We start from the raw sequence: 26,882 nt of genomic DNA, 5'->3' as shown, positions 1-26,882 counted from the left end.
TTTTAATTCAATGAATTCATAAAAAATTAACATTCTGCTAATAGTTCGGACATTCTTCCGCCCGGTTGGGGTGTCTGGCCGGCACCACAATTCGACAAAATCAATGTATATTATGGTAAACCTGGCAAGTTGCACAAAAAATCTGTTCGATTTTCTACTTATCCACATTATCCACATCATTCTGTGCACATTTCCCCCATTTTTATCCCCACCCACAAACCCAATATTTAGGGCAAAAACGACTTATACACCGAGTTATCCACATTATCCACATCTTTTCGCCGGAAATCCCCTTTTTCCACCAGACACGATTTTCCCTTTCAATTTTTGTGTACTTGTCATAAACTTACTTATTTCGACAAAAAATACAATTTTTCCCTTGACTTTTTTATACCCCAATATATAGTTTCTCAATATTTTGGGCATTTATAAGTAGAAACATTTTACAAAAAATTTAGATTAATTGTCTTGATATTTTCGTAACATAATTGAATTTTTCAAATAAATATGGTATACTGATAACATCTCAAGAAAAAGGAGCTGAAGACTTATGCGTTTTACAATTACAGGAAGAAATATTGAGGTAACACAGGGGTTGCGCGAAGCAGTCGAGGACAAGCTTGGTAAACTGGACCGTTTCTTTGCACCCGCGACAGAAGCTGTAGTAAGACTCAGCGTACAGAAAGATATTCAGAAAATCGAAGTAACAATTCCGGTGAAAGGACATATAATCAGAGCAGAAGAATCAAGCAGTGATATGTACGTCTCCATCGATCTCGTAGAAGAGATCCTGGAACGTCAGTTGAAAAAATATAAAAACAAGCTGATTGATAAGAAACAATCCGCACCTTCCTTCTCAGAGGCCTTCTTACAGGAAGACGCATCCGCAGAAGAAGAAATCCAGATTGTAAAGTCCAAGAAATTTGCAGTAAAACCCATGGATCCTGAAGAAGCCTGCGTACAGATGGAGCTTCTCGGACACAACTTCTACGTATTCTTAAATGCGGATACCGAGGAAGTGAACGTGGTTTATAAGAGAAAAGGCGGAACATACGGTCTCATTGAACCGGAGTTCTGATCGAAGATAAGTTTTAAGTAAGAATAAGGGTTCCGGATATCCGGAACCCTTATTTTTTGCGGTATGGCCTGTGCCCCGACCTCCGCTTTTATAATTCCTCGAAGCTGGCGAAGCCGCCGTTATGGGTCTTCTTCGCCTGGTATAAGGCCTCGTCGGCTGCCTTGAACAGTTCCGTGTAACGCCCTCCCCTGCGGGCCGTCACCGCGCCGGCTGACAGCGTGATGGCAGGCATGTTCCGTTTTCCGGCCTCTTTGGCAATCGATGCGTTGATGTCCTCCATAATGGTTCTGGCCACATCGTAATTATCCGTATTGGATACGAAGATGGCAAACTCGTCCCCGTGCAGCCTCGACGCAAGGTCCACGGTCCTGATACGTCCGATGATCATCTGCGCGGACAGCCTGATCACCTCGTCCCCGACGCTGTGGCCGTAATTGTCATTGACACGTTTGAAGTGGTCGCCGTCAATCATGATCAGAATTCCGCTGTCCTTCTCATCCATGGTATCCAGCTGCTCTCCTACCTCTTTCTGGAATGACTTGAAATTCATCAGGCCGGTCAGATCATCGACCGCGGCCGCCTTCTGTGCAGCCGACAGCGCTAACTCCAGCCTTTTCTGGATCTGCCCCATCTTCACATAAGCCGCGCGCAGCTCCTGGTTTCTCAGTTCTCTTCCCACGCTGCCAAGAACGTAAATTAAGATGAGTTCCATCACCAGAAACGGTACCAGCCAGGTGCCGACGGTGGCCTTCAGCATGGCCACTTCCGGTACGAGAACCATCAGGCCGCAGCCCGCTGTCTGATGGTTATAGAGGTAGTACCGGTTTCCATCCATGGTGACCGGCTTCGCGGACCCGCTCAAATCACCGGAGGCCCTGACCCATTCGCTGAGCCTTTGGCGAAACTCCAGAAATGCAGCGGCCGAGTCCCGTTTTTCTTCTGCTTTGGCAATTTCTTCGGACTTGGCCGTATCCTCTGCCCCGGCAGCGTCTTCTGCTCTGTCTGTGTCCTCTGCCCCGGCCGTTTCGGCGCCGCTATCCTTTTTCAGAGCATCCAGCTCCGCCTGTGCGTCTTCCAGATTCTGTGCCGCCTCCTCCTGCGAAATCTGTAAGTTTCCGCCCAGATAACCGGGTACCGTACTGCCTACCACGGTGCCTGCACCGTCATAGATCAGGATCTGTTCCTGCTCGAACTGCTCCATGGAGGAGACCAGATTCTGAATGTCCTCCATCTTGATGTCATAGGCGAAGACCGTTTCCCCATCGGCCTGCAGCTGCGAAATGGTCGTCAGGATATAGTGGTTGGCGTAACTCATGTAAGGCGGTGTGAAGACGATCTCCCCTTTGCCCGCCACAGCGTCCTGATACCATGGCCGTTCTGTTACCACATAACCGGAATCTTCATAGACGGAATAGGGCGTGTCCCAGCTGTATAAGTACTGCCCCTTGTAATACATGTAAAGTCCGTCATACGTCTCCCCCACGATGTTGAGGAGAGAGGCATCCATCCCTTTTAAATAGGTGCGCACGGAGTCCGGATCCGGCTCATGTTCGATTTCACGCGCCATCATGTGTGCAAAAAGCTGGAAGGAGCGTTCATACGTCTCCATGATTTCTCCAAACTGTGCCTCCGTCTCGGCTGCCTGATCAAACAGCTTCTGATTCACCGCCGCTTTTTCTCTCACCGTCAGAAATGCAATGGATATGAGGTTGACCACTAAAAACACCACCACAAAAACAATCTTCCGCCTCCATAACGGCTGTTTTCCCCGCTGCATATGTAATATCCCCCCTGCTATTTTTCCATTAAAACGCATCAATGCGCCTGAATGGAATCAGGCGCATCTTGTAAACGTCTGTTTTAAGAATTGACCGTAAGATAGCGTTCCACACTGGTGATGGCGTTTGCTCCGTCCGCCACAGCAGTGGATACCTGTCTTAACTGTTTTGTTCTCACATCTCCGGCTGCGAAGATACCGGGAACCGATGTCTCACAGTCCTCTCCCGCCTTAATGTATCCGTGATCCATCTCCACAAGACCGTCGAAAGCGCCGCTCTGCGGATGGATTCCCACTGCGATGAACACGCCGTCAACCGGAAGCTCCCCGGAGGCTTCCGTCTTCACATTTCGGATTGTAATAGATTCTACCTGGTCTGCTCCGTTAATTTTCTCCACCACGGTATCCCACAGCACCTCCACATTATCCAGCGAGAACAGCTGGGTCTGAAGAGTCCTGGCGCCGCGCAGTTCGTCTCTGCGGTGAATCAGATATACCTTTTTACACATTCTGGAAAGGAAGATCGCATCCTCGATGGCCACATCTCCGCCTCCGGTCACGGCTGTCACACGGTTGCGGAAGAATGCTCCGTCGCAGGTGGCGCAGTAGGACACGCCCATTCCGGTCAGCTCCTCTTCGCCCGGGACCGCCAGCTTCCTGTGGCTGGCGCCGGTCGAGATGATGACAGTCCTCGTCGTATAGCTTTCCTCCGCGCAGGTTACGGTAAAGAGGCCGTCCGCCTTCTCCACACGCACCACATCATCGGTCACGAATTCCGCGCCCAGTTTATCCGCGTGCTCCCGGAACTTCATGCCCAGGTCGTATCCGTTGATTCCCGGAAGCCCCGGGTAGTTATCCACCTCGTAGGTGTTGAGCACCTGGCCGCCGCTGGCAACCTCTTTTTCAATGACAACGGTCTCCAGCTCCGCACGCTTGGCGTAGATCGCCGCCGTAAGTCCTGCCGGACCTGAACCGATAATTACCACATCGTAAATCTTTCCCATTTAATTTCCATCCTTCCTGTATCATTTCTTCCGCCGCGGTACGCAATCCCACGATTCCGCCGCCGGGAATATTTGTCATGAAATAATTCATAGTCTCATTATATCGCACTCTCTTCTAAGTATGCAATGTTTTCTTTTGTGACTAAGTCTCAAATCCTATTGAATTAAAAAATTACCTTTGGTAAAATAGAGGTGACGGAAGACGGGATCGATCCGGCTTACCAGGATTAAAAGAAAGGGTGATTTTCATGGCAAAAAAAACAGTGCTGGTTACGGGCGCTTCCAGAGGAATCGGAAAAGCCATTGCGGTAAAATTTGCAAAAAAAGGATATAATGTGGTAATCAACTGTCTTCACAGCGAGGAGAGACTCCTGCAGACGAAAAAAGAGCTGGAATCGTATCAGATTTCCTGCCTCGCCTACATGGGCGACATGGGCGACATGGAGCAGTGCCGGATTCTGTTCGATCAGATCCGGAAGCAGTTTGGAACGCTTGACGTCCTGGTAAACAACGCGGGGATTTCCTATATCGGCCTCTTACAGGACATGAGCACGGAATCCTGGGACCGGATCATACGGACCAATTTAACCTCAGTCTTCAACTGCTGCAAACTGGCCGTTCCCGGTATGGTGGAGAAGAAGCAGGGAAAGATCATCAACATTTCCTCCGTATGGGGCGTCTCCGGCGCTTCCTGCGAGGTCGCCTACTCAGCGACAAAGGGCGGAATCAACGCCTTCACCAAGGCGCTGGCCAAGGAGCTGGCTCCCAGCAACGTCCAGGTGAACGCGGTTGCGTGCGGCGCCATCGATACGGAGATGAACCGTTTCCTGGAAGAGGACGAACTCATCGCCCTGATCGAAGAGATTCCCGCCGGACGCCTTGGACAGGCGGAGGAGGTGGCCGATCTGGTCTACCACCTGGGATATAAGAATTCTTATCTGACCGGTCAGATCATTGGGTTGGATGGGGGATGGATTTAAAGGTGTAAGGGAAAAGGAGTACGGCGGCTTATTATTTACGCGGTACTCCTTTTTTAGTAATTTTTCATGTTTTTTATGTAATTCCTGGTATAAATTCCTCTCCCTCTTGCTGCTTGACTTTTAATACTCACAACCTGCGTATGAGTATTCCTTTCATATAATCGGTTTCGTTATGCGTTTGATAAACGATATCCTTTTCAGCTTCTGTACAGCCAATCAGGATTTTTATTTCCGAATCACGTTTCATTAAATCAACAATGCACATGATTGCATCAATTTGCTTTCTTTCATCTGTTCCCACCCATACATCGATGCCTCCTCCATCCATTGAAGACGTATTCTCTAAATAACCGTAATCAACTCTGTAAACAAAATCGGGAAACCTCGGATGAGCCGTTCCTTTTGGTCTATCTATAACAATTTTTGATTCACTCACGATTTTATCAATCGCATTCCAAAAACCATCACTTGTTTCCATGGCCCCACCTCGCAGCATCATGTTTTCTTAAATCACTACTTTTACGCTAACTCCTTCTTTAAGTAAACCATATCTACAAGCTGTATCCCATCCTCAAACATCGGATGGTCATAGTTGTCTGTAAAAAAGTTATGAATCCTGTGAGAAAGGCAAAAACCATTCTTCTCGTAAAAATGCAGAATAAAAGGGAGATCGCCGGTTCCCACAATCATGGTCTTATACTTCTCTTTATAAAATTCTGATATATACTGAATGAGCCTGCTGCCATATCCCTTACCGTGCCACGCTTCATATGTAGCGATATTTTTAAGTTCACATATATCAGGGCTCTCACCCGTGACCACGCATATGCTTTTCAAGCCGTTATCGTACAGGGCAAACAGATCTCCTCGTTCCAGATATTTATCTATCATGGACTCCCTCATAAACTCATTTGCTTAAGTCTCCAAGTATCTCCTTCTCCGCAAATAACGCTGTGGCCCCGCCCGTATGCCAGAATACCACATTACTTCCGGCCGGAACCTTTTTAGTCCTGATGTAATCCAGCATGCCCGCAAAGGCTTTTCCCGTATATACCGGGTCTGTGAGAAGCCCTTCCTTCACCGCCAGAAGCTTAATCGCCTCGGAGGCCGCCTCGTTGGGAATCTCATAGCCGGGCAGATAATAGTTTAAATCGGTGCAGATATCCCGCTCCGCATCCACCGTGATTCCGGCTCCGATCAGCTTTAGGCTCTCATTAGCCAGAGCGGCCGTCCGATTCGGATACTCCGGGTCCTTGGCGCTGACATTGATGGAAATGATCCCGGTCTCAGAACCGACCAGGTTCCGTCCTGCGGCCAGACCAGCCATCGTACCGCCGGTTCCGGTGGCATGGAAGACGTAATCGGCCTGGATATCCATGGCGGACAGCTGCTTCTCCAGCTCCACGTATCCCTCGATGAATCCCACAGATCCCACCGGACTGGCTCCGCCCATGGGTACCTCATAGCAGACGTGTCTGCCGGCTTCCTTATTTAAGCGGGCCATGTGTTCTCTCGCAAGAACAACGGCCCGGTCTTCCGCCTCTTCCTCTGTCTCTCCCGCCTGAATCTCCACGATGTGAACCTCGGCGTCCATGATGCGGTCCAGAAGCAGGTTGGCCCTCAGATCCTCCTCATCCGGCTTCACAATGGCGACCAGATACAGCACCGGTTTTAAACCGCAGCGCCGGCACGCGGCCGCCGTCTGCATGGCGTGGTTTGACTGGGTCGCCCCAAAGGTGAAGACGTACTCACAGCCGCGGCTCATAGCGTCCCCCATCAGATACTGGAGCTTGCGCACCTTATTTCCCCCGAACAGGCTCATGCCGGTAAAATCGTCACGCTTGATATAGAGGTTCACTCCCAGTTCCTTCGAAAGCCGGTCCAGCCGGTAAAACGGCGTCGGGAAAAATCCCAGTTCCGCCTTGGGAAGTTTTTTAAATAATTTCTCCGCTTCTTTTGCTGTCATACTCATTGCTTCTTTGCTCCTTCCATTCTGGCAATAATCTTTTTAAAAGATACGCTGAACATGGCCACGGTAACACAAACAGCGCAGAAATCTGCGACCGGTTCGGCTAAGAACACGCCCATAGTCTTATTCTCCATAAAACGCGGAAGAATAAAGATCAGCGGGATCAGTAAAAATACCTTGCGCAGCAGCGCCAGAAATACGGATACCTTGGCATTTCCCAGCGCAATAAAGGTCTGCTGGCAGGCCACCTGTGCACCGAACATCAGGGAAACCGCCATATAAATCCGGATCGCCCAGCGCGTATATTCCGTCAGCGCGGCATCGCTGGTAAAGATCATGATGAAAATCTGCGGGAAGAACATGGACAGCGCCCACAGAAGCGTGGAATAGCCAATACAGCAGAGGAACAGGATCTTAAACGTCTTCTTCACGCGGTCCGCGCTGCCAGCCCCATAGTTAAAGCTGACGATGGGCTGGGAGCCCTGGGTCAGTCCCTGAAGCGGAAGCATGGAAAACTGCATGACACTGCTCAGTATCGTCATGGCGCCTACCGCCACGTCTCCGCCGTAGCGAAGCAGGGATGAATTGAAGCAGACGGACAGGATGCTTTCCGTAAACGCCATGATAAACGGCGATGTTCCCAATGCCATACAGGGAAGAATAATGCCTGCCTCCAGCTTCAGGCTCTTCTTTTTGATGCGCAGTGAGCTCTTCTCCGAAGTGAGGAAGCGCAGCACCCAGATGGAGGAGACCGCCTGGGAAAGGATTGTCGCCAGCGCGGCCCCCTTCACGCCCATATTCAGACCGAATATAAAGATAGGGTCCAGAATAATGTTGCAGACAGCTCCGATCAGCACGGTATACATGCTGGTCTTGGCGTAGCCCTGGGCAGTGATAAATGCATTCAGCCCCAGCGCCAGCTGTACGAAAATGGTTCCCAGCGCATATATCTTCATGTAATCCCAGGCATACCCGATCGTATTTTCACTGGCCCCGAACAACAGCAGGATGGAACGCCCGCAGAACAGGAAGACCGCAGTCAGGATCAGGGCAAGCACTACCAGCATCGTGGTACAGTTACCCAGGATCTTCTCCGCCTTCTCCTTCTCATTTCTCCCCATCATGATGGAGGAACGCGGCGCGCCTCCCATACTGATAAAATAGGCAAATGCGGTGATCGCCATGATGACCGGCATCGTAACGCCGACTCCCGTCAGGGCTGCCGCTCCGACTCCCGGAATATGGCCGATATACATACGGTCAACCATGTTGTACATAACATTGATCACCTGTGCCGCAATGGCGGGCATAGACAGCCGGAAGAGCAGCTTTCCGACGCTCTCGGTCCCCAGTTCATTCTCTTTTCCTTTTTTTGGTTCCATTTATTTCATTCCTTTCAAGATATCGTCAAGATTCTGATTGATTACCTTAGTCGTACGCGCCATGGCCTCCATATCTTCCCGCGGTACGCCATCATACAGCTTTCCTGCAAATTCCTGGCGGCATTTTCTGAGTCTCGTCACAATGTCGTCGCTTTTCTCCGTCAGGGACAGATGAATGAGTCTCCTGTCCTTTAAATCCTTTCCCGCCTTTAGATAGCCTCTCTCGCACAGTGTCTCCACGGATTTCGCCACAAGCCCCTTGGAAATATTGCGGAAATGAGCGATATCCGACGCGCTGTCATAACCGGGATTGTTGGCCAGAAACATCAGTACCACGATTTCGTTGGGGGTAAAACAGTATTCCGCCACTTCCAGGGCACACAATTTTCTGTATACCTTGTCTATCTTTGCATAGTAGGCAAAGTAGCCCTCATCTTTCTGCTCCATGATTTCACCTTTCTAATATTGTTCATTTTTGAACTGTTCACTTTTGAATTATATACAAGAAATTCTCTTCTGTCAAGGAAAAAGACCCCACCTTCCCGATACGGCCCATAAGCGAGGCTTCCATCGGGAAGACAGAGTCTTCCTGTCACTGCTGTTTTATTGTATTTCGTCCATCTCCACTTCCGCGCTCGGGGCATTTACCTTGACGCTGCGGATTCCGTTCCGGCAGCTGGCCTTCGCGGTGTACGCCTGGGATTCCAGGATCATCTGCCCGCTCTTTTCAAGGAGCCGGAAGCAGTATCCCCTCTTCTGATCCTGGTAAATCTCAAATTTCGGATTCTTCTGTGCCAGATAGCCTCTGACGGTCTGGTCTTCAATCTCCGCCGCCTCTGCGCACCGGATCACACTCTCGATTCCGTCCACGCATGCGTCCTTTTTCGTATAGATCTCCGATGTCCCGATCGTCTCCCCGTTGGCGGCCTTTAAATGAAAATCGTAGCCGGTATTTTTCCTGTAGATTACAAATTTCCCCATTGCTGGACCTTCTTTCGTCCTTTTTTATGGGGATTATAGCATACGTGAGCGAAGGCCGGCATCTATTTACAGAAAACATCTTATTTTTACCGTTTTGTTATCTTCCGGTCTCCCGGTACAACTGTCACTCGGTGACAGGAATACCGCCTCTGTCGATTCCCCATACCTTTCGCATTTCCATCAGCCGGTCAACCTGACTTCCGTTCAGAGTTCCGCTGCTTCCCAGCATTCTCAAATACAGCTGAATTCTGGCGCACTGTTCCACGGATTCCATGAAATAAAAAGACTGGTACACATCTTTCCCCCAACTCAGCGCCCCATGATTAGCCAGAAGCACGGCATTGTAATCATGAATAAACGGGGCGATGGATTCCGGTACTTCTTCCGTTCCCGGAAGGGCGTACGGTGCAACCGGGACCACCCCCACTGCCATCACGGCTTCCGTTAGAATTGCCCGGTTTAAGGGAATCCCTGCCGCCGAAAACGCGGTCGCAAACGGAGGATGGAGATGCGTAACACCATGAATTTCCGGATCCTCCCGGTAGATTCTCAAATGCATCTTCATCTCTGAGGAAGGTTTCCCCTCTGTCAGCACTCTGCCGTCCAGCGATACCTTCACCATCATATCGTCCGTCATATACCCTTTGGAGACACCGGAGGGAGTAATCAGAATCGTATCCGCTGAAATCCTGCAGCTGATATTGCCGTCATTGGCCGCAACATAGGCACGCTCATAAGAACGCCTTCCCAGGTCTGTCAGTACGCTCCTGGCTTCTTTTTCTGTCATATACCCCATACTTACTGCCCTCCTATTTCTATTACAGCCTTATTTCTTCTGAATCGTCCAATCAGCTCAATGGTGAACTGGATCATATAACCATTTACCAGCATGGAGACCACCGTGGCGCCTCCCAGCTTTCCTCCCAGAAGAAAACCGGTGATGGAAAGCAGTATATCGATGGTTATTCTTGTCACATTGACATTCTTTTTAAGCTTTCCGGATAAATACATCATCATGGCATCCATTCCTGCCTCGCCAAGCCCCGCCGCCACATACGTTCCGATCCCCACACCCATGAGAATCAGACCGGCCAGCAGGCACAAAAGGCGTCCCGCCGCAGTTCCTCCTCCCGTACAGATCACCGGGGAAAACCACTTGATAAATGCACCTACCAGCACGCTATTTAAGATAGAACCGATTCCGATCCGTTTCCTGTCGATAAAGAACAGAAGGATAATGATGGAAATCATCAGCACCTGGGATGTGGTCCCCAGAGACAGGTGCAGAACGCGTCCCAGTCCCGCCTGAAACAGTGACAGCGGGTCCAGTCCAAAGTCTGCCTGGACAAACAGATCAATGCTGGCTCCCATCATCATGGAACCAACGATGACCATCAGAATTTCTTTCCATTTTTTAATCATATCGTGTCCTCATCGCGCAATAGCTTCGCCGCAGCGCCGTCTGATGGCGGCTTCGGCGTCCGGATATCCGGCGCACAGCGTTTTCATATCACCATGTTCGTAATCCTCCGGCAGATACGCCGGGGCCATCGTCGTTCCCGCCAGACAGTATTTCCCGCCGTGAGCCACAACCGACCCCTGCCATACGCCTGCCGGAACACGAAACTGCGGGACTTCCCCATCAGACAGACGTGTCCCCAGAACTTTGATCTCCGATGTTCCATCCGGATACAGGAGAAGAAGCTCCAGCCCATCCCCCATATAGTAATGGTAGATTTCATCGGTTTTCAGCCTGTGCATATGGGAAAAGGAGTGTTCCGTCAAAAGATAGTAGATGGAGCTGTAAGACTCCCTTCCCGCAGCGTCCTTCTCACCGGCATAGAGATACCGGTACATGCCGCCTTCTCCAGTGAGCGGTACGAGTTTCAGTTTCTCAATTATAGATTCTATCATTCGACCACAACCCACTTTCCATCCGAATCCGCACTCTCAAGCATCGCATTACAGAGCTTCACAATATCCCTTCCCTCAAAAAAGGTAGGATAAACCGGTGCTTCCGACACACAGCCCCGCTTTACATCATCATAAAAGCTGTCCACAAGACTTCGGAAGGTATCCATAAAACCGTTGCCAAAACCGAAGATCTCCGAGTTCACACCGCTTCCCTTGACAGCCGTGTTCAGGATATTGTTGTCCTCTGAATTCCACCACAGATTCTTCTTTTCTCCTGTCACCTCCAGGGTGATCCGGTTGATTCTGCCCTGGGACACTTCTGATAAGAGCACCGTTCCGATCGCTCCGTTGTCAAATTTTAAATTAATGGCTGCCGCATCTTCGGAGCAGACCTCCATCGTCTCCGTCCGTTTTCCATCTCCGGAATCCGGATACATGATACGGTCTTCCACATACCGGTTCGGGTAAAAACGCCCGAAGTTGGCGGAAAGCGCCTTCACCTTCCGGCCGGAGATATACTGGGCAATATCCAGCCAGTGCGTCCCGATCTCCGTCACTGCGCGCATCCGGCCCGCCAGAACCGTGTTGTATCGCCAGTCCACAGGCGCAGGAAATGCATTGAACTCCTGCAAATAGTTACCGTGGATCACATTCACACGGCCGAATTCTTCCGATTCCACCAGTTTTCTTGCCTTCTGACATGCCATATGGAATCTTACGTTAAAATTAATTGCGCAGACCACTCCGCACTCTTTCGCACGCCTGGCCAGTTCCTCCGCCTGGCTGTCCTCAAAGCACAGAGGTTTTTCGCACAGCACGTTCTTCTTATGGTCCAGTAGCTCCATAACCATATCGTAATGGAGGTTCGGCGGTGTGCACACATGGACGGTTGTAATCTCATCATCGAAAAGAATGGAAGAATCCGTTCCCCACTTTTCAATGGAGAATTCTTCGGCAAATGCCTTTGCCTTCTCCTCACTGACATCGACGATAGCTCCTATTAAAATTCCGCTGGCCTTCAGCGCTTCCGCATGGGTATGGGCAATGTTGCCGGCTCCCCAGATTCCTGTCTTCATATGATTCTGCCTCCTTATACTTCCACCTTAATAATACTTTCCAGCGCAATTGTAATCTCATCTTCCACGGCCTTCGCCATCTTCTCCGGATAGTGATCAAACTCCTCGGAGCCTACGAATTCGAAGCATGGGCCATCTGCCGCTACAATACAGCCGGATTTTATGCCTCTCACCGATGCGATAACAAAGAGGACCGATGCTTCATTTTCCATAGCCAGAACTCCGGCTTCCGAAAACAGCCGGTTATTTGTAGGCATCAGACCGGTATAGAACAGACCCGATGTCGTGATGATTCCGGTTCTCGCTTCCGGATTAATTTCCTTTGCCGCTTCCTGCATGGCCGCTACCACATCCATGGACGCTATCGCCGGATAGGAAATCGGAATAAACTGAGGCGTGATTCCGTCGTCCCGGCACGCGGCCGTGGCGATAATCAGTGCTCCCTGGGGCATATCTTTCTGTAAAGTCCCACAGGTTCCAACACGGATAATAACTTTTGCTCCGCCCAGAATCAGTCCTTCAAAGCTTACAGAGGCTCCGTTTCCCCCCACGCCATGGGATGATACAGTCACAGGCACTCCCTTGTAGGTTCCGTTAAAGGTCCAGTATTCCCGGCTCTTTGCCACTACTTCCACGTTTTCCAGCCGTTTTGATATCTTTTCCGCCCGGGCGGGATCACCGCAGGCGATGACTCTCTCTGCAATTTTGTTATAGGGAATATCTATAATTGGTACAATCTTCTCCATTTTTTATCTTCCTTTCTCATCAGGCCACTGCTGCTCTTCTCTTATCATTCATTTTTTTATAAGAGTAAATTACAAGTACAATTACTGTTACTATATACGGAATGGTGCTGACCAGCTCCGTCGGAATTCCCATATTCTGCGTTCCCGGATTGACCGCGAAGGCATCTGCAACTCCGAACAGCAGGCAGACAAGCAGTGTCGGCACCGGTTTGTTGCCTCCCAGCGAGGCGGCGGCAATCGCAATGAAGCCTCTGCCTGCCGTCATATCTTTTACAAAGTACGATACGTAACCCATAGACATGTAAGCGCCCCCCATAGCTGCCAGCATGCCGCTGATTGCCAGAGCAATATATTTCACCTGCAGCACATGCACGCCCACAGACTCCAGCGCTTCCGGATTCTCGCCGCAGCTTCTGATATGAAGCCCCAGAGAGGTCTTATATAAGAATATACTGAGTACAATGATCAGCAAGACAGCCACATATGTCAGTACATTGTGCCCGGACACCACAGTTCCCAGGACCGGAATATCCTTAATCACAGGAATATTCACCTGAGGAAGCACACCGCTCTTTAAAGACGAAGATATCCCTTTCTCCCCTACCGCCAGATACAAAAGAAATACGGTTCCTCCAGCGGCCGTCAGGTTATAGGCAATGCCTGTGATGGTCGGATCTGTTTTTAGCTTAGTAACAATAAAGCACATTAAAATTCCCAGCAATGCGCCTACGACAACGGCCGCCGTAAAGCCGAGAAATGCATTGCCTCCAAACGCAGCGCTGGCTACTACGCCAATCAGGGCGCAGGTCAGCATCATTCCCTCAATTCCAATGTTTGTAACACCTGCTAAATCCGCTACCAGATAAGACATGGACGCATACAGAATCGGTGTCGTCATGCGGATGATCGAAAACAGGAAGCTGACCGATGTAACAATCTCCAATATTTTCATTTTGCTCCTCCTCTATGCGTCAGCCGCTTCTCTCGTCATTTTCACAGTCAGTTTCTTCTTATATCCGGCAAGGAAACCGGTAGCTGCAATCAGGATAATGATCACGCCCTGTATGATGGACACCACTTCATTCTGCACATCGGTTCCACGGCTCATGATATCGGATCCGATTCTTAAATAAGCAAGAAGAAACGCTCCAACCGGAACAAACTTCGGGTTATTTCTCGCAATGATAGCGATGATCAGACCATCCCAGCCATATCCTGACCGCCACTCCCAGTTAAAACGCTGCTGTGATCCCATCATATAGGCTGCTCCGCCCAGACCGGCAATGGCTCCTCCAATAATCTGGGACAGGAGTATCGTCCCCGTCACTCCGATGCCAGAATACTTCGCAAAGTTTTTGTTCTCCCCACACATGCGGATGGCATATCCCCATTTTGTATGGTACAGGAACAGCCATGCAGCAATCACAAGGACCACCGCGATCACAAGTCCGAAATGGATACCTCTGGTAAATTCAAACAGCCTTGCCGTCTTCGCAAATTTCAGGGAAGCTACGTGTGTGCTCTTTGGGTCCTTCATATAAGTCTTTAAGAGGAAATCACCAATATAGAAGGTAATGTAGTTTAACATCAGAGAGGAAACAATTTCGTTTGCCTCAAACTTCAGTTTTAAAATCGCTGGCAGAAATGCGATCAGTGCTCCGGCGGCAAGTCCTGCAAACAGGGCTGTAAAAGCATGAATTCCAGGTCCCATCTTAAGCAGGGTCGCCGCCAGGGCAGCCGCAAGACCTCCCGCATAGAACATTCCTTCCACTGCAAGGTTGTAAACCTTCGTCTGGAGAATGAATGTAACCGCCAGTCCCGTGAACAGCAGCGGAGTCATAAGCTCAATAATATTGGCAATATAACGAAATGAAGTAAGCGGAGCCACAAAGAACTTATAGATGGCCTCCAAAGGCTGACTGCTCACCAAAAAGATAATTACCACCGCGAATACAACGGCAATTCCGACAGCCAGAAGGGTTCTTAACAGTTCAAACCGGGACATGATTTTATTCTTATTCTTCACAGCAGGCCCTCCTTAAGTCTTCCTCCGACTGGTGCTTCACGCCGAGCATATAATATCCCAGCTCTTCTTCAGTCATTTCCTTGGCCTGGGGGAAGTATCCTGATATTTTCCCCTGGCACATGACAATAATGCTGTCCGAAAGTTCCAGAATTTCATTCAAATCCGCGGAAACCAGAAGGACCGCGCAGCCTCTGTCACGGATTTCCACAATTTTTTTGTGAATAAACTCAATCGCGCCCACATCGACGCCGCGCGTCGGCTGATCTGCAATCAGAATCGACGGTTCTGCAGAAAACTCCCGCGCTACGATCACTTTCTGCATATTTCCGCCCGACAGCATGCCAATCTCATCAAGAGGACTTCCGCAGCGAATATCGTAATCACGAATCCCTGCCTCCACCCAGCGGTCGATCTTCTTTTTATTCAGAAACAGCCCGGAATTCACTTCCTCGGAATCACAGATACTGGAAATCATATTTTCCCGGATAGTCACGTGTCCCGCGGCCCCATAGACCATGCGGTCCTCCGGAATATAGGACATCCCCTTTCGCCTGATCTCCTTGACGGAACAGCCCGCCGTCTGGTCCGTACCGATCATCACTTCTCCGTTTCTTTTGTCCAGATGCCTCATACCGGTAATCAGTTCCACCAGTTCTTCCTGGCCGCTGCCCTCCACTCCGGCAATTCCCAGAATTTCTCCTGAGCGCACGGAGAAAGAGACACGGTTAAGTACCTGTCTGCCCACCTCATTTTTACAGCTTAAATTCCGGACAGAGAGTCTCGTTTCCTTCGGTTTCGCCGGCCCTTTTTCCACCTTTAAGATAATGTCACGGCCCACCATCAACTTCGAGATGTCCTCCACTGTCAGACCTGTAACATCATAAGTACCCACGCCTTTTCCATGGCGCATGATGGTGATCCTCTGACAGATCTCTTTTATTTCATTCAGCTTATGAGAGATAAAGATAATGGTAAGGCCCGATTCCTTCAGCTTGTTTAGCTGCTCAAACAGCTCCTCCGTCTCCTGAGGTGTCAGCACCGCCGTCGGCTCATCTAAAATAAGCAGCTTAACTTCACGGTACAGCGCCTTTAAAATTTCGACCTTCTGCTTCTTTCCAACCGATAAATCACTGACGGCTGCCGTCGGATCCACATCAAACCGGAAACGCTCCGAAAGCGCTCTGGTAATTTCAACCGCCTTTTTCCGATCCAGAAAACCGTTCTTTTTCGGTTCCTTTCCCAGCACAATGTTCTCTGCCACGGTAAGGGAAGACACCAGCTTAAAATGCTGGTGTACCATCCCGATACCGAGACGCAGGGCATCATCAGAGGAAGCGATCTTCACCGTTTTTCCATCCAGCTCTATCGTACCTTCATCCGGTTGTTCTATTCCGAACAGGATCTTCATGAGCGTCGATTTTCCGGCTCCGTTTTCCCCCATCAGGGCGTGAATCTCTCCTCTGTTTACAGAAAAATCCACATGAGAGTTGGCCAAAACTCCGTTGCCGTATACTTTTGTGATGTTCTTCATGCTTAATATTTCTCTGGCCTGCTCCATCCGTATCACCCCTCTGCGCTTATGGCTGAACTTCGCCCTTTAATGATGCGATTTCCTCATCTGTCATATCAAATGCACTTCTGATTTCAATTTTTCCGTCAATGATATTCTGCTTCGCTTCCGCTACCTTTTCTCTCGCTTCTGCAGGTACGTTCTTCTGATACCAGCTGTTGTCCGTGATTTCAATACAACCGTCGGACAGTCCATACGTCTTTACTGTGCCGAATTCCAGTTTTCCGTCCAGATAATCGCCAACTGCCTTGTCGATGGAGATATCCACCCGTTTTAAGATAGATGCGTAGATGGCATCCGCCTTCTTTTCGTCACTGGAGAACAGTTCTGACTGATCTGAATCTGTTCCAATTGCATGATTGCCGGTCTCCTTGGCCGCGTCCAGAACGCCCAGACCTGCGCCGCCTGCCGCCTGAAATACGATGTCGGCTCCTGCGTTATATAATGCGATTCCGATCTCTTTTCCCTTGGCCGCGTCCGTAAAGCTGTTCATATAGCCTGTGTTAATCTTGATATCCGGGTTTACCACCTTCGCACCTTCTATGTAGCCTACCAGCCAGTCATTAATGAGGGGAATGTCAAATCCGCCGGCAAATCCCAGCTGTCCTGTCTTAGAAGCAGAGGTGCCCAGCACACCCGCCAGATAACCGCCTTCATAGCACTTATATGTCATGCAGTAAATATTGGAATTAGCTCCGTCGGAGAAATCCACACTCTCATCGTATAAGATAAACTTCTGATCCGGATACTCCTCTGCCGCTTCCTGAAGCGGCTGGGATATATTGACGCCGCCCGTGATAATGATGTCCCAGCCTTCATTAATAACGTCTTCCAGTGTGGCGGAATACTTGGTGATATCCGTTCCCATCTCCACAACCTTTGTGCTGGCACTGTAGTTCTCTTCGATCAGTGCCAGACCTGCATTGGCGGAATCAAAGAAAGACTTGTCTCCCAGAGTACCCGGAACAAGCAGAAGCACGCTTAAATCCCCGTCCTTCTTTTCCTCTCCGGCAGGTGTCTCTGTCGATACGCTCTCCCCAGCCGTATCTGATGTCTTTGCGCCGCCGCATCCTGCAAGCAGTCCTGCCGTTAAAGCTGCCGTTAAACAGATTGCCCATACTTTCTTCATGATTGTTCTCTCCTTCTCCTTTTGCTGTATCTTATCAGACACAGTGAATATGTTTATTGTTCTTTCTGCATTCTTCCGTAAATTCTGTTACATACTCTTCTTCCGAAGCATCTACAATCAGCTCCGTAATCTCTTCCAGGTCACAGACCTTGTAAAAAGCTCTGCTCGCCAGCTTGTGATGATCCATCAGGAAATACACTTCCTCGCTGGCCTTAATCATCGCCTTCTTAACCTCTGCCTCATCTCTCGTGGCATCGGAAATACCATGCTTCTCATCCACCGATTTGGAGGAAAGAAATGCCTTGTCCACGTAATAATTATCCAGCATACGGACCGCTTCGGTCCCTACCAGCGACATGGCGCTCTTTCTCAAACTTCCTCCGATCAGGATCACGTCAATCTTCTCTTTGTCCTTCAGCTTCATGCATATACTGATGTTATTGGTGATCACCGTGGCGTGCACCTCTAAGTAATCCGCCATGGCATACACCGTGCTGCTGGCATCCATGAAGATGGATTCTCCTTCACCCACCAGAGATGCCGCATATCTGGCGATCCTGTCCTTCTCCTCAGCATGAAACTTCACCCGCTTGTCCACCGGATCTTCATACGTGCCTCCCGGTATGCTTCTCGCACCTCCCAGCACTCTCACCAGGCTGTTGTCCTCTTCCAGCTTCTTTAAATCTCTCCGGATCGTCATCTCAGATACCAGCAGCGTATCCTTTAGATAAGTGATGTCCACGAACTCATTTTCCTTCACGTAATCCAGAATAAACTTTTTTCTTTCTTCTGCGGTAAATGTCTTCATACCTGCCTCCATTCATGTAAACGCCTGCATTTTGGCGTTTCCGGTAGAAATGAAAGGCAGCTTCCTTTCACCTCTTCCCTATTTTTTCATTAGTATCTCTAAATTGTCACGGAAAGGAGGATACACGATTCCTTTCTCGGTTACAATGGCCGTAATATACTCGGCCGGTGTTACATCAAATGCCAGATTGTATGTCTTCACTTCCTTCGGGGCAATGTATTCCCCGTTAATGCGAAGGACCTCCTCCCTGCTTCGCTCTTCGATCGGGATCTCTTTTCCGGTTGGACACTCCATATCAATCGTGGTTGTCGGCGCCGCGATATAGACCGGTACATGAAACTGATTGGCCAGAACGCTGACACTGAAGGTTCCTATCTTGTTCGCCGTATCTCCATTAGCAGCTACACGGTCGCAGCCTACGATAAGAGCATTGATTTTCCCCTGTGATAAAACTACTGCAGCCATATTGTCACAGATCAGCGTCACATCCACCCCGTGTTCTACCAGTTCAAAAGCGGTTAAATTGGCTCCCTGGAGCCTTGGTCTCGTCTCATCTGCAAAGGCTTTGATATTCATTCCCTTCTCCTGAGCCATATAGAATACAGACAATGCGGTTCCATATTCCGATGTTGCCAGACTTCCCGCGTTGCAGTGGGTGAGAACAGTGTCCCCTTCCTTTAAAAGGCTGAGCAGATTCGTTCCAATGTTCCGGTTTGTCTGCTTGTCCTCTTCATGAATCGCCACAGCTTCCGCTTCCAGTCCCTTCCTTACAGCCTCAAGAGGCTGTCCTTCACCGGCAAGCGCTTCTGCTCTCTCTACCATTCTGTCTACGGCCCACATTAAGTTCACCGCGGTAGGACGGGAAGACTTTAAGTATTCTCCCTGCTCCCTGTAAAAATCCATAAACGCAGCCGTGTCCGTTCCATCAAAGGCATTGGCAGCCAGCACCATACCGTATCCGGCCGATACGCCGATAGCCGGTGCGCCTCTGACAATCATGGTCTGAATCGCCTGATAGACATCCTCCAGGGTTTTACATGTTGCATATGTAACCGTATTTGGCAGGAGTGTCTGATCTAACAGAAGCAAATTCCCCTTCTCCCATTTTAATGTGATAATTTCTCTCATGTTATTTCTCAATTCCTTTCCCTTTTTGTTTGTTTCTAACATCTATACCGAGATAGTATCATATTAAATGTTTGAAGTCAACATATATTTTGTTGTTTTTAAACATATTTTTGTTATAGGGGGATGGCCTATTGGGATATTTTACCCTGTTTCTACAGAAATGGCAAGTTTTTTTGTTTGATTACCTCAAATTGGCAGGATTTGGTTGTTATTTTTTAACATTCATGTACGAAGAGACATCAGGCCAGAGATCCCGTTCTCTTAACGCGAAAAAAGCTGGCTGCCAAGAATCAATTCTTTGATTCTCAACAGTCAGCTCTTTACACTGATTCTACTTTTTCAATTTTATATCTTGCTTTCATTCGCGCCCGGTCATTCCATCGAGTGCGGCTGCCTCTTAAACCTCCGGCTTCTCCACCTGAACGATGGCAGCCTTCTGCATCGGAATTCTGCAGTTCTTGTTATTGCCGAACTCTACGATCACGGTATCATCAGTCATATCGATAATAACGCCATAGAAACCACTGGTAGTCAAAACGCTGTCACCAATAGCAATGCTTGAAAGCAGTTCCTGCTGTTTCTTCTTTTCCTTCTTCTGCGGTCTGATTGCAATAAAATACATAAAGCCGAAGATTACCGCGATATAAATAATCCAGAATCCCATGCCCATGCCGCCGCTGGTTGCTAATGCCATAAATCATTTCCTCCTTATATAACGATCCGCCGCCTCGCTACGGTATCATTGTCCTTACTTCTCTGCTTGTACCGCCGTCATGCCGGCAAGCTTTTCCGCTTTGTACTCTGCATAACGGTGCTGTTCGATTGCGTCGCGAATCTCTTCCATCATTGTATTATAAAAGTACAAATTATGCAAGACACATAATCTCATCCCGAGCATTTCTTTTGCTTTTAACAAATGCCGGATATAAGCTCTGCTGTAGGAACGGCAGGCCGGACACCCGCAGCCCTCTTCGATGGGGAGGTGATCCAGCTCATACTTGGAATTAAATAAGTTCCGTTTGCCCTGATTGGTATAGACATGGCCATGGCGGCCGTTTCTGGACGGATAGACACAGTCGAAGAAATCCACGCCCCGGTCCACCGCCTCCAGGATATTGGCCGGCGTTCCGACGCCCATTAAATAGGTTGGCTTGTGTTCTGGAAGGTACGGCACGGTTTCATCTAAAATACGGTACATCTCCTCGTGGCTCTCGCCGACCGCCAGGCCGCCCAGCGCGTATCCGTCCAAATCCATGGCGGAAATGGTCTTCGCGTGTTCGATGCGGATATCTTCATACGTTCCGCCCTGGTTTATGCCGAACAACAGCTGTTCCTGATTGATGGTCTCCGGCAGACTGTTAAGTCTGGCCATCTCCACCTTGCAGCGCTCCAGCCATCTGGTGGTCCGGTCAACGCTGTTCTGCATATATTCCCTGGTCGCCGGGTGGGGCGGACACTCGTCCAGCGCCATAGCGATGGTGGAACCCAGATTCGACTGGATCTGCATGCTCTCCTCCGGCCCCATAAAAATACGGTGGCCGTCGATATGAGACTGGAAGTAGACGCCTTCCTCTTTGATCTTCCTTAACCCGGTTAAGGAAAAGACCTGAAATCCGCCGGAATCCGTGAGAATCGGACGGTCCCAGTTCATGAACTTATGGAGTCCGCCGAATTCCCGGATTAACTTATCACCGGTTCTCACATGAAGGTGATACGTGTTGGACAGCTCTACCTGGGTTCTGATCTCCTTTAAATCATCTGTGGAGACCGCTCCCTTGATGGCGCCAACCGTACCGACATTCATGAATACCGGAGTCTGGATGGTTCCGTGCACGGTGGAAACCTCCGCCCGTTTTGCACGGCCATCCTTAGCAATAATTTTATAATTCATTCTGATTCCTTACTTTGATTTTTTTGAGCTCTTCGCCGCTGCCTTAGCCGCTTTTTCAGCAGCCTTTTTCTCTTCCATATGCTTATTCTTGTAGATCGTCATCACATACCATAAGGAACCTGTGATGCAGACGGAAGAATACGTACCGCATACGATACCAACCATCAGAGGAAGTGCGAACTCACGAATCGAGGACACACCGAGAATAAACAGCACGAATACCATGATGAACGTGGTCAAAGAAGTATTGATACTTCTTGTAAATGTCTGTGTGATACTTAAGTTTACAATCTCGGAAAGCTCCATCTTGCTGTTCACCTTTAAATTCTCACGGATACGGTCGAAGATAACGATGGTGGCGTTGATGGAATAACCGACAATCGTCAGCATACATGCGATAAAGGTGGAGCCGACAGACCATTTTAACAGAGAATAGAAGGTCAGCACAACGAGCACGTCATGAAGCAGCGCCAGTACGGCACTTCCTGCAAACTTGATATCTTTGAAACGGAACCAGATATACAGCAGCATGCAGATGGTGGCGATGATAACAGCGATAAATGCATCCTGCTTCATCTCCTTGCTGATCGCACCGGAGATGCTCTCCGCCGTGATCTTCTCGGCTTCTACGCCGAAATTATCGACCATTGCCTGGTCTAAGTTCTGTCTCTCCTCAACGGATAACGTCTTTGTCTTAATGATTACTTCGTTGGTTCCCGCAACCTTCTGCGTCTGAACCTGTGCGTCGCCGGTCACATTTTCAACCACCGGAACCACCTTGGAAGAGATGTCCTCCAGTGACATATCCTCGTTAAATGTTACATTTGTAGAGGTACCGCCCTTAAACTCCATGCTGTAGTTTAAGACATCGCCGGTCTGTGTCTTGTTGACCACAAGTCCGCCAAGGCCGATTACGATTACCAGTAAAGAGACTGCAAACCAGATCTTCCTCTTTCCAAGGAAATCGATGGTCTTCTTGTCCGTCTTCGTTCCGTAGAACTTCGGGTCCTGAAATCCCAAGTTAAACAGGGCATTCAGAATGAACTTGGTGATGAACAGCGCGGTGATCATGGATAACACGATACCGATGGCCAGCGTGGAAGCGAAGCCCTTTACGGTACCGGAACCTCTCCAGAACAGTACGCCGGCTGCGATTAAGGTGGTCACGTTGCCGTCGATGATGGCGGACAGCGCTTTGTTGAAGCCGGACTTGATGGCGGACTGAACCGTCTTTCCAAGGCCGATCTCCTCTTTGATACGTGTAAAGATAATAACGTTGGCATCAACCGCCATACCAATGGAAAGGATGATACCGGCCACACCCGGAAGTGTCAGGGTCACACTGAACGCGGAAAGCAGGATCAGGATCAGGCCTACGTATAAGGAAAGTGCGATCACGGCCGCAAGACCCGGCACTAAATATACGATAATCATGAATACGGCTACAATGCCGAATCCGATTGCGCCCGCCTTTAAGCTGGTGGAAATGGCTTCCTGGCCAAGCTTAGCGCCCACAACGTTGGAACGAAGTTCTTCCAGCTCCAGGGAAAGGGAGCCGATACGGATAGTGGAAGCCAGCGTCTCCGCCTCTTCATAGGAAGTCATGCCGCTGATCTGGCACTGGCCCTGTGTAATTGGCTCATTAACGACCGGGTTGGAGTAGATCTTGCCGTCATAGATGATGGCGATTCTCTTGCCCACGTTCTTTGTCGTCGCATCTGCGAATACGGTTTTTCCGTCGTCGGTAAAGGTTAAATCAACCATATACTTCTTAATGCCGTTTTCATCGGTGATAACCGGCTTCGCGGTGGCAACCTGGTTGCCGTTTAAGATGGTCTGCCCGGCTTCGTCGACGAAGATCAGGGAACCTGGCTTGCCCAGCTCTTCCAGGATCGCGTTGGCATCCGATACGCCGGGAATATCGACGTTAATCCGGTTGGTACCTTCCTTATAAACCTCTGCCTCAGTGCTATAGTTCTGAACCCTCTGCTGCAGCTTATAAATAGTGTCTGCCATATCCTCTTCACTGGGGTTCTCTTCCTTTGCCTGGTACGTAATGCTGACACCGCCTGCCAGATCGAGGCCCAGCTTAATATCATCCATGGTAGTATATCCGAAATATCCGAACAATCCTACCAGAGCCAGAGCAATAATCAGCCCGATCAGGCCTTTGCCTTTGTTACTTTTCATGACTTTTCTCCTTTAATTTTAGTCTTCAGCCAAAGCCGCTTTAATCATGATGGCGCATTCGATCCTCTTCTTCTGCATTGCGCAGCCGATATCATACGCATCGGTAATGCTCCCATGGAAATTATAAGAATTGGCCGCGCAGCCGCCGCTGCAGTAGAATCTCGCGAAACAATCCCTGCACTTGTCCTTCGCATAGACATTGCAGAGCTTGAATTCATCGCGGATACGTTCGTTGGTCACACCTGTATCGACATTGCCGAGAAGGAATTCTTCCTGGCCGACAAACTGGTGGCAGGGATAAAGATCACCCCACGGAGTCACCGCTAAGTACTCCGTTCCGGAACCACAGCCTGAAAGCCTCTTGGCAACACATGGTCCCTGATTTAAATCGATGTTGAAATGGAAGAAGTTAAAGCCCCGGCCCTCTTTTTTCCGTTTGATGTACTCTTCGGCAAGATGGTCATACTCTTCCATGATCTGCGGGAGATCTTCCTCCCTGATGGCATACTCTTCCTCCGGCTTTGCCACCACCGGTTCGATCGACATACTGCGGAAGCCCAAATCTGCAAATTCCGTCACGTCTTTGGAGAAATCCAGATTATGACGGGTAAATGTTCCGCGGACGTAATAATCCCGGTCGCCTCTCATCTCGGCAAACTTCTGGAACTTGGGAACGATTAAATCGAAGCTTCCCTTACCGCCCCGGAACGGACGCATCTTATCGTTGACTTCCTTGCGGCCGTCGAGACTCAATACGACGTTGCTCATCTCACGGTTGCAGTAATCCATGATCTCGTCGTTTAACAAAACGCCGTTGGTCGTCATGGTAAAACGGAAGTTCTTATTATATTCTTTCTCTTTTGAACGGCCGTATTCAACCAACTGCTTTACAACTTCCCAGTTCATTAAAGGCTCGCCTCCGAAGAAGTCCACCTCTAAGTTTCTGCGATTCCCGGAATTCGCAATCAGGAAATCCAGCGCCTTCTTTCCCACCTCGAAACTCATAAGCGCCCTGCGGCCGTGATACTCGCCCTCTTCCGCAAAGCAGTACTGACAGGCAAGATTGCAGTCATGGGCAATATGGAGACAGAGCGCCTTGACTACGGTCTTCCGCTTCTTGAAATCCACCACGTAATCGTGATACTGATCCGTGGTTAAAAGCTCTTCCGCGTCGATTAGGTACTGGATCTCATCCAATGCCTCCTGTACCTCGGCTTCTCCATATGTAGAGGATAGACGCTCCATCACTTCCCGCGCCACTTCTTCCGAAAGCTTCTCTGGTTCGTCAAGCTCCGGTACGCGCTCCGCCACAATCGCGACCGCGTCGTACATCACCGGATCGACGCTGTGAACAGAACCGCTGTTGACATCCATGATAATATGGAAGCCATTATTGATATATTGATGAATCACTGAAATGTTCTCCTTGTCTTAACGATATTTTAACGCCATAAACGAGTTTTGGGCAGACAAGCGAAGTAACCCCTACCGTCCTTACGACCGTAGGGGTCTTTTCACTCATCTGCCTCATATTCCGGCATACTATCTATTGCTGTTCTCGCAGCTCTGGTTGCCCACCGTACAGGATGTCTTGCAGGCTGACTGACAGGAAGTCTGGCACTCGCCACAACCGCCTTTTTTCATAGATTCCTTTAATGTGCTGGAATTTAATGTCTTAACGTGTTTCATTCTTACACCTCCTGTATTTACCTAATTCTTTGAGATTATACCACATGTTATTAAGGAGTGCAAGGTAAAACGCCCCCGGGAATAGAGTCATATGGACGAATTATTACATGCTGTGTATTGATATAACAAAATGAATACGGTACAATTAAACTGTAAATATAATGTTTTGCTGATACAACTTGATACAGGAGGTGATTCCATTGGGTCAGTTTGTAAATACTTATAAGCCGGCATCTGAATACCAGCAAGGATCAGGAGGTAAAAAATATGCAAAAAAGATTACCGGGAATATTTTTAGTATTAGCATGATCTGTCGGTTTTAGTGTAAATTCCTTTGCCGCTGCTAAAGATATTGCTATAAAAAATAGTGTTTTTTTTGTTTCTCTTAACCTGCTGTATATAGGCGTACAAAGGACGGAAAGCCTGATGAATAGGGCTTTGCATGTTTTCCCAGCTTGTGCTTTTGGATGACTTTTGCTCTTTGGATTTATAAAATCCCGCCCAAAATCCCGCCCGATTTTCATAAGAACATGTAACATGCTATAAGGAATCACAAGATAACTTGACAGTTCCGACGTTTGAATTTAGAGTAGAAAGGTATTCGCATTAGGTTGCAGGAGATTATTTATATAATCTACGGCAAACAAACATGACATACTGTTAAAGAGAGCCAAAATCTACGAATATTAGGAGAGTATAGTATAATGAAAAAGGATTTTCCTACAAGACCAGAAACGATTTCTGAACAATACTGCGAAGCTGTCGGTGGTTTTTCATGGTATGATTTTGTGACAGCCATGCCCTCGTTAGTATTCGTTGTCACAGGTTGGAAATCTAACGGAAAAGAAAACGCCTGCCTACAATCTTGGTCAACTTTTGTAGGAGGCGGAACAGATGACTTTATCTGTATTATGAGCAAAGTCAATAAAGGCGGGCATATGTATCAATCACTAAAAGAAACAGGCGTTTGTGTACTGAATTTCCCCTCAAATGATGTATATGGCCGTTGCGCAAAAACGATTGGTAATAATGAGTTTGAAACTGATGAAATTACCGCCGCCGGTCTAACGGCAGAAAGAGCTGTTAAGGTTAATGCACCACGAATTAAAGAGTGTTTTCTTAATATCGAATGTGAGCTTTTATGGGAACATGAGCTTTACAAAGGAAGCCATGATATGACGGTTGCGCTCAAAGCCGTCAACATTTGCATGGATAGTGACCGCTATGACCAAAGCAAACTCGGTAGATATGGAAAGACCGGATATTTGTATCAAATCGACCAGCCTACCAATCCGGAAACAGGAGAAGGACTAATATATGGTCCCGGAGGAACAGTAATAGGAACGGGAGTGGGTCCCGGAACAATAGAGCCAGGCGACCCCATTGAGTGGATTACAAAATAAGTATTTTCTTTAGTCCTTCACCTTTAGCCCGTAGTCAATCTCCGTCACATACGCACGTTATGAGCATTTGGCGTAGTACACCTTATTGGTAAAAATACACACATCGCCATTTGACTATTTTAAATAGTCGCAAGCAGGGCA

General features: G+C 48.8%; 27 protein-coding genes. 3 read left to right on the top strand and 24 right to left on the bottom strand.

The window, feature by feature from the left end:
• Window positions 1-550: 550 nt before the first annotated feature.
• Window positions 551-1,078, top strand: coding sequence for a ribosome hibernation-promoting factor, HPF/YfiA family (gene hpf, locus H8S80_RS30455; RefSeq protein WP_002601527.1), 528 nt, complete (start codon window positions 551-553; stop codon window positions 1,076-1,078).
• An 88-nt stretch (window positions 1,079-1,166) separates the two neighbouring features.
• On the opposite strand, the gene H8S80_RS30450 is transcribed toward hpf, so the two are convergent.
• Together H8S80_RS30450 and trxB are read right to left on the bottom strand one after the other, a co-directional pair.
• Entirely contained in the window at window positions 1,167-2,855 is a 1,689-nt protein-coding gene (locus tag H8S80_RS30450; protein WP_117622839.1) for a sensor domain-containing diguanylate cyclase, read from the bottom strand.
• An 83-nt stretch (window positions 2,856-2,938) separates the two neighbouring features.
• Entirely contained in the window at window positions 2,939-3,859 is a 921-nt protein-coding gene (gene trxB, locus H8S80_RS30445) for a thioredoxin-disulfide reductase (protein ID WP_002601530.1), read from the bottom strand.
• A 248-nt stretch (window positions 3,860-4,107) separates the two neighbouring features.
• On the opposite strand from trxB, the gene ymfI reads away from it, so the two are divergent.
• A complete protein-coding gene (gene ymfI, locus H8S80_RS30440; RefSeq protein WP_002601531.1) occupies window positions 4,108-4,839 on the top strand; it encodes an elongation factor P 5-aminopentanone reductase in 732 nt (243 codons plus the stop codon).
• 127 nt (window positions 4,840-4,966) lie between these two features.
• Here ymfI and H8S80_RS30435 read toward each other — a convergent pair whose 3' ends face one another.
• The 22 genes from H8S80_RS30435 to scfA all read right to left on the bottom strand — a co-directional run bounded on the left by H8S80_RS30435 (window position 4,967) and on the right by scfA (window position 25,338).
• On the bottom strand, window positions 4,967-5,317 hold the full coding sequence (locus tag H8S80_RS30435) for an inorganic pyrophosphatase (protein WP_117622854.1): 351 nt from the start codon (window positions 5,315-5,317) through the stop codon (window positions 4,967-4,969).
• Between the two features lie 41 nt (window positions 5,318-5,358).
• Complete coding sequence (locus H8S80_RS30430) at window positions 5,359-5,730, bottom strand: GNAT family N-acetyltransferase (protein ID WP_117622853.1); 372 nt, start codon at window positions 5,728-5,730, stop codon at window positions 5,359-5,361.
• Between the two features lie 16 nt (window positions 5,731-5,746).
• The gene (locus H8S80_RS30425) at window positions 5,747-6,811 is read right to left on the bottom strand and encodes a 1-aminocyclopropane-1-carboxylate deaminase/D-cysteine desulfhydrase (RefSeq protein ID WP_117622838.1); all 1,065 of its coding nucleotides are present in this window, start codon (window positions 6,809-6,811) and stop codon (window positions 5,747-5,749) included.
• Window positions 6,808-8,190 carry an MATE family efflux transporter gene (locus H8S80_RS30420; protein WP_002601535.1) on the bottom strand — a complete coding sequence of 461 codons (1,383 nt, stop codon included), beginning with the start codon at window positions 8,188-8,190 and terminating at the stop codon, window positions 6,808-6,810. The genes H8S80_RS30425 and H8S80_RS30420 overlap by 4 nt, the downstream gene beginning before the upstream one ends.
• Complete coding sequence (locus tag H8S80_RS30415) at window positions 8,191-8,637, bottom strand: MarR family winged helix-turn-helix transcriptional regulator (protein WP_002601536.1); 447 nt, start codon at window positions 8,635-8,637, stop codon at window positions 8,191-8,193.
• A gap of 156 nt (window positions 8,638-8,793) precedes the next feature.
• Window positions 8,794-9,171 (bottom strand): YegP family protein, encoded by a 378-nt coding sequence (locus H8S80_RS30410; RefSeq protein WP_002601537.1) that lies wholly within the window; start codon window positions 9,169-9,171, stop codon window positions 8,794-8,796.
• A gap of 124 nt (window positions 9,172-9,295) precedes the next feature.
• The gene (locus tag H8S80_RS30405) at window positions 9,296-9,967 is read right to left on the bottom strand and encodes a class II aldolase/adducin family protein (RefSeq protein WP_002601538.1); all 672 of its coding nucleotides are present in this window, start codon (window positions 9,965-9,967) and stop codon (window positions 9,296-9,298) included.
• A 2-nt stretch (window positions 9,968-9,969) separates the two neighbouring features.
• The gene (locus H8S80_RS30400) at window positions 9,970-10,593 is read right to left on the bottom strand and encodes a YczE/YyaS/YitT family protein (protein WP_117622837.1); all 624 of its coding nucleotides are present in this window, start codon (window positions 10,591-10,593) and stop codon (window positions 9,970-9,972) included.
• Window positions 10,594-10,602: 9 nt separating this feature from the next.
• A complete protein-coding gene (locus H8S80_RS30395) occupies window positions 10,603-11,085 on the bottom strand; it encodes a cupin domain-containing protein (protein WP_002601540.1) in 483 nt (160 codons plus the stop codon).
• A complete protein-coding gene (locus H8S80_RS30390; protein ID WP_002601541.1) occupies window positions 11,082-12,161 on the bottom strand; it encodes a Gfo/Idh/MocA family protein in 1,080 nt (359 codons plus the stop codon). The genes H8S80_RS30395 and H8S80_RS30390 overlap by 4 nt, the downstream gene beginning before the upstream one ends.
• 14 nt (window positions 12,162-12,175) lie before the next feature.
• Window positions 12,176-12,907, bottom strand: a complete 732-nt coding sequence (locus tag H8S80_RS30385) for a nucleoside phosphorylase (protein ID WP_002601542.1) — start codon at window positions 12,905-12,907, stop codon at window positions 12,176-12,178.
• A 19-nt stretch (window positions 12,908-12,926) separates the two neighbouring features.
• Window positions 12,927-13,859, bottom strand: a complete 933-nt coding sequence (locus tag H8S80_RS30380; protein WP_002601543.1) for an ABC transporter permease — start codon at window positions 13,857-13,859, stop codon at window positions 12,927-12,929.
• A gap of 12 nt (window positions 13,860-13,871) precedes the next feature.
• Window positions 13,872-14,933, bottom strand: a complete 1,062-nt coding sequence (locus H8S80_RS30375; protein WP_002601544.1) for an ABC transporter permease — start codon at window positions 14,931-14,933, stop codon at window positions 13,872-13,874.
• The gene (locus H8S80_RS30370; RefSeq protein ID WP_117622836.1) at window positions 14,923-16,491 is read right to left on the bottom strand and encodes an ABC transporter ATP-binding protein; all 1,569 of its coding nucleotides are present in this window, start codon (window positions 16,489-16,491) and stop codon (window positions 14,923-14,925) included. The genes H8S80_RS30375 and H8S80_RS30370 overlap by 11 nt, the downstream gene beginning before the upstream one ends.
• Before the next feature lie 19 nt (window positions 16,492-16,510).
• Window positions 16,511-17,632 (bottom strand): BMP family lipoprotein, encoded by a 1,122-nt coding sequence (locus H8S80_RS30365; protein ID WP_117622835.1) that lies wholly within the window; start codon window positions 17,630-17,632, stop codon window positions 16,511-16,513.
• A 34-nt stretch (window positions 17,633-17,666) separates the two neighbouring features.
• Complete coding sequence (locus tag H8S80_RS30360) at window positions 17,667-18,440, bottom strand: DeoR/GlpR family DNA-binding transcription regulator (RefSeq protein ID WP_002601547.1); 774 nt, start codon at window positions 18,438-18,440, stop codon at window positions 17,667-17,669.
• A 78-nt stretch (window positions 18,441-18,518) separates the two neighbouring features.
• Window positions 18,519-19,568 (bottom strand): S-methyl-5-thioribose-1-phosphate isomerase, encoded by a 1,050-nt coding sequence (gene mtnA / locus H8S80_RS30355; protein ID WP_002601548.1) that lies wholly within the window; start codon window positions 19,566-19,568, stop codon window positions 18,519-18,521.
• Window positions 19,569-19,965: 397 nt separating this feature from the next.
• Complete coding sequence (yajC, locus tag H8S80_RS30350) at window positions 19,966-20,262, bottom strand: preprotein translocase subunit YajC (RefSeq protein WP_002601549.1); 297 nt, start codon at window positions 20,260-20,262, stop codon at window positions 19,966-19,968.
• A 54-nt stretch (window positions 20,263-20,316) separates the two neighbouring features.
• Window positions 20,317-21,459 (bottom strand): tRNA guanosine(34) transglycosylase Tgt, encoded by a 1,143-nt coding sequence (tgt, locus tag H8S80_RS30345; protein ID WP_002601550.1) that lies wholly within the window; start codon window positions 21,457-21,459, stop codon window positions 20,317-20,319.
• Window positions 21,460-21,468: 9 nt separating this feature from the next.
• On the bottom strand, window positions 21,469-23,649 hold the full coding sequence (gene secD / locus H8S80_RS30340; protein ID WP_117622834.1) for a protein translocase subunit SecD: 2,181 nt from the start codon (window positions 23,647-23,649) through the stop codon (window positions 21,469-21,471).
• Window positions 23,650-23,667: 18 nt separating this feature from the next.
• A complete protein-coding gene (scfB, locus tag H8S80_RS30335; protein WP_117622833.1) occupies window positions 23,668-25,062 on the bottom strand; it encodes a thioether cross-link-forming SCIFF peptide maturase in 1,395 nt (464 codons plus the stop codon).
• Window positions 25,063-25,191: 129 nt separating this feature from the next.
• Window positions 25,192-25,338 (bottom strand): six-cysteine ranthipeptide SCIFF, encoded by a 147-nt coding sequence (gene scfA / locus H8S80_RS30330; protein WP_002601553.1) that lies wholly within the window; start codon window positions 25,336-25,338, stop codon window positions 25,192-25,194.
• Between the two features lie 704 nt (window positions 25,339-26,042).
• Between scfA and H8S80_RS30325 the strand changes: the two genes are divergently transcribed.
• A complete protein-coding gene (locus H8S80_RS30325) occupies window positions 26,043-26,741 on the top strand; it encodes a flavin reductase family protein (RefSeq protein WP_117622832.1) in 699 nt (232 codons plus the stop codon).
• Window positions 26,742-26,882 lie beyond the last annotated feature (141 nt).

Source organism: Hungatella sp. L36 (genome assembly GCF_014288035.1).
The sequence above is the reverse complement of the archived record's forward strand: the minus strand, read 5'-3'. Positions and strand labels throughout refer to the sequence as shown.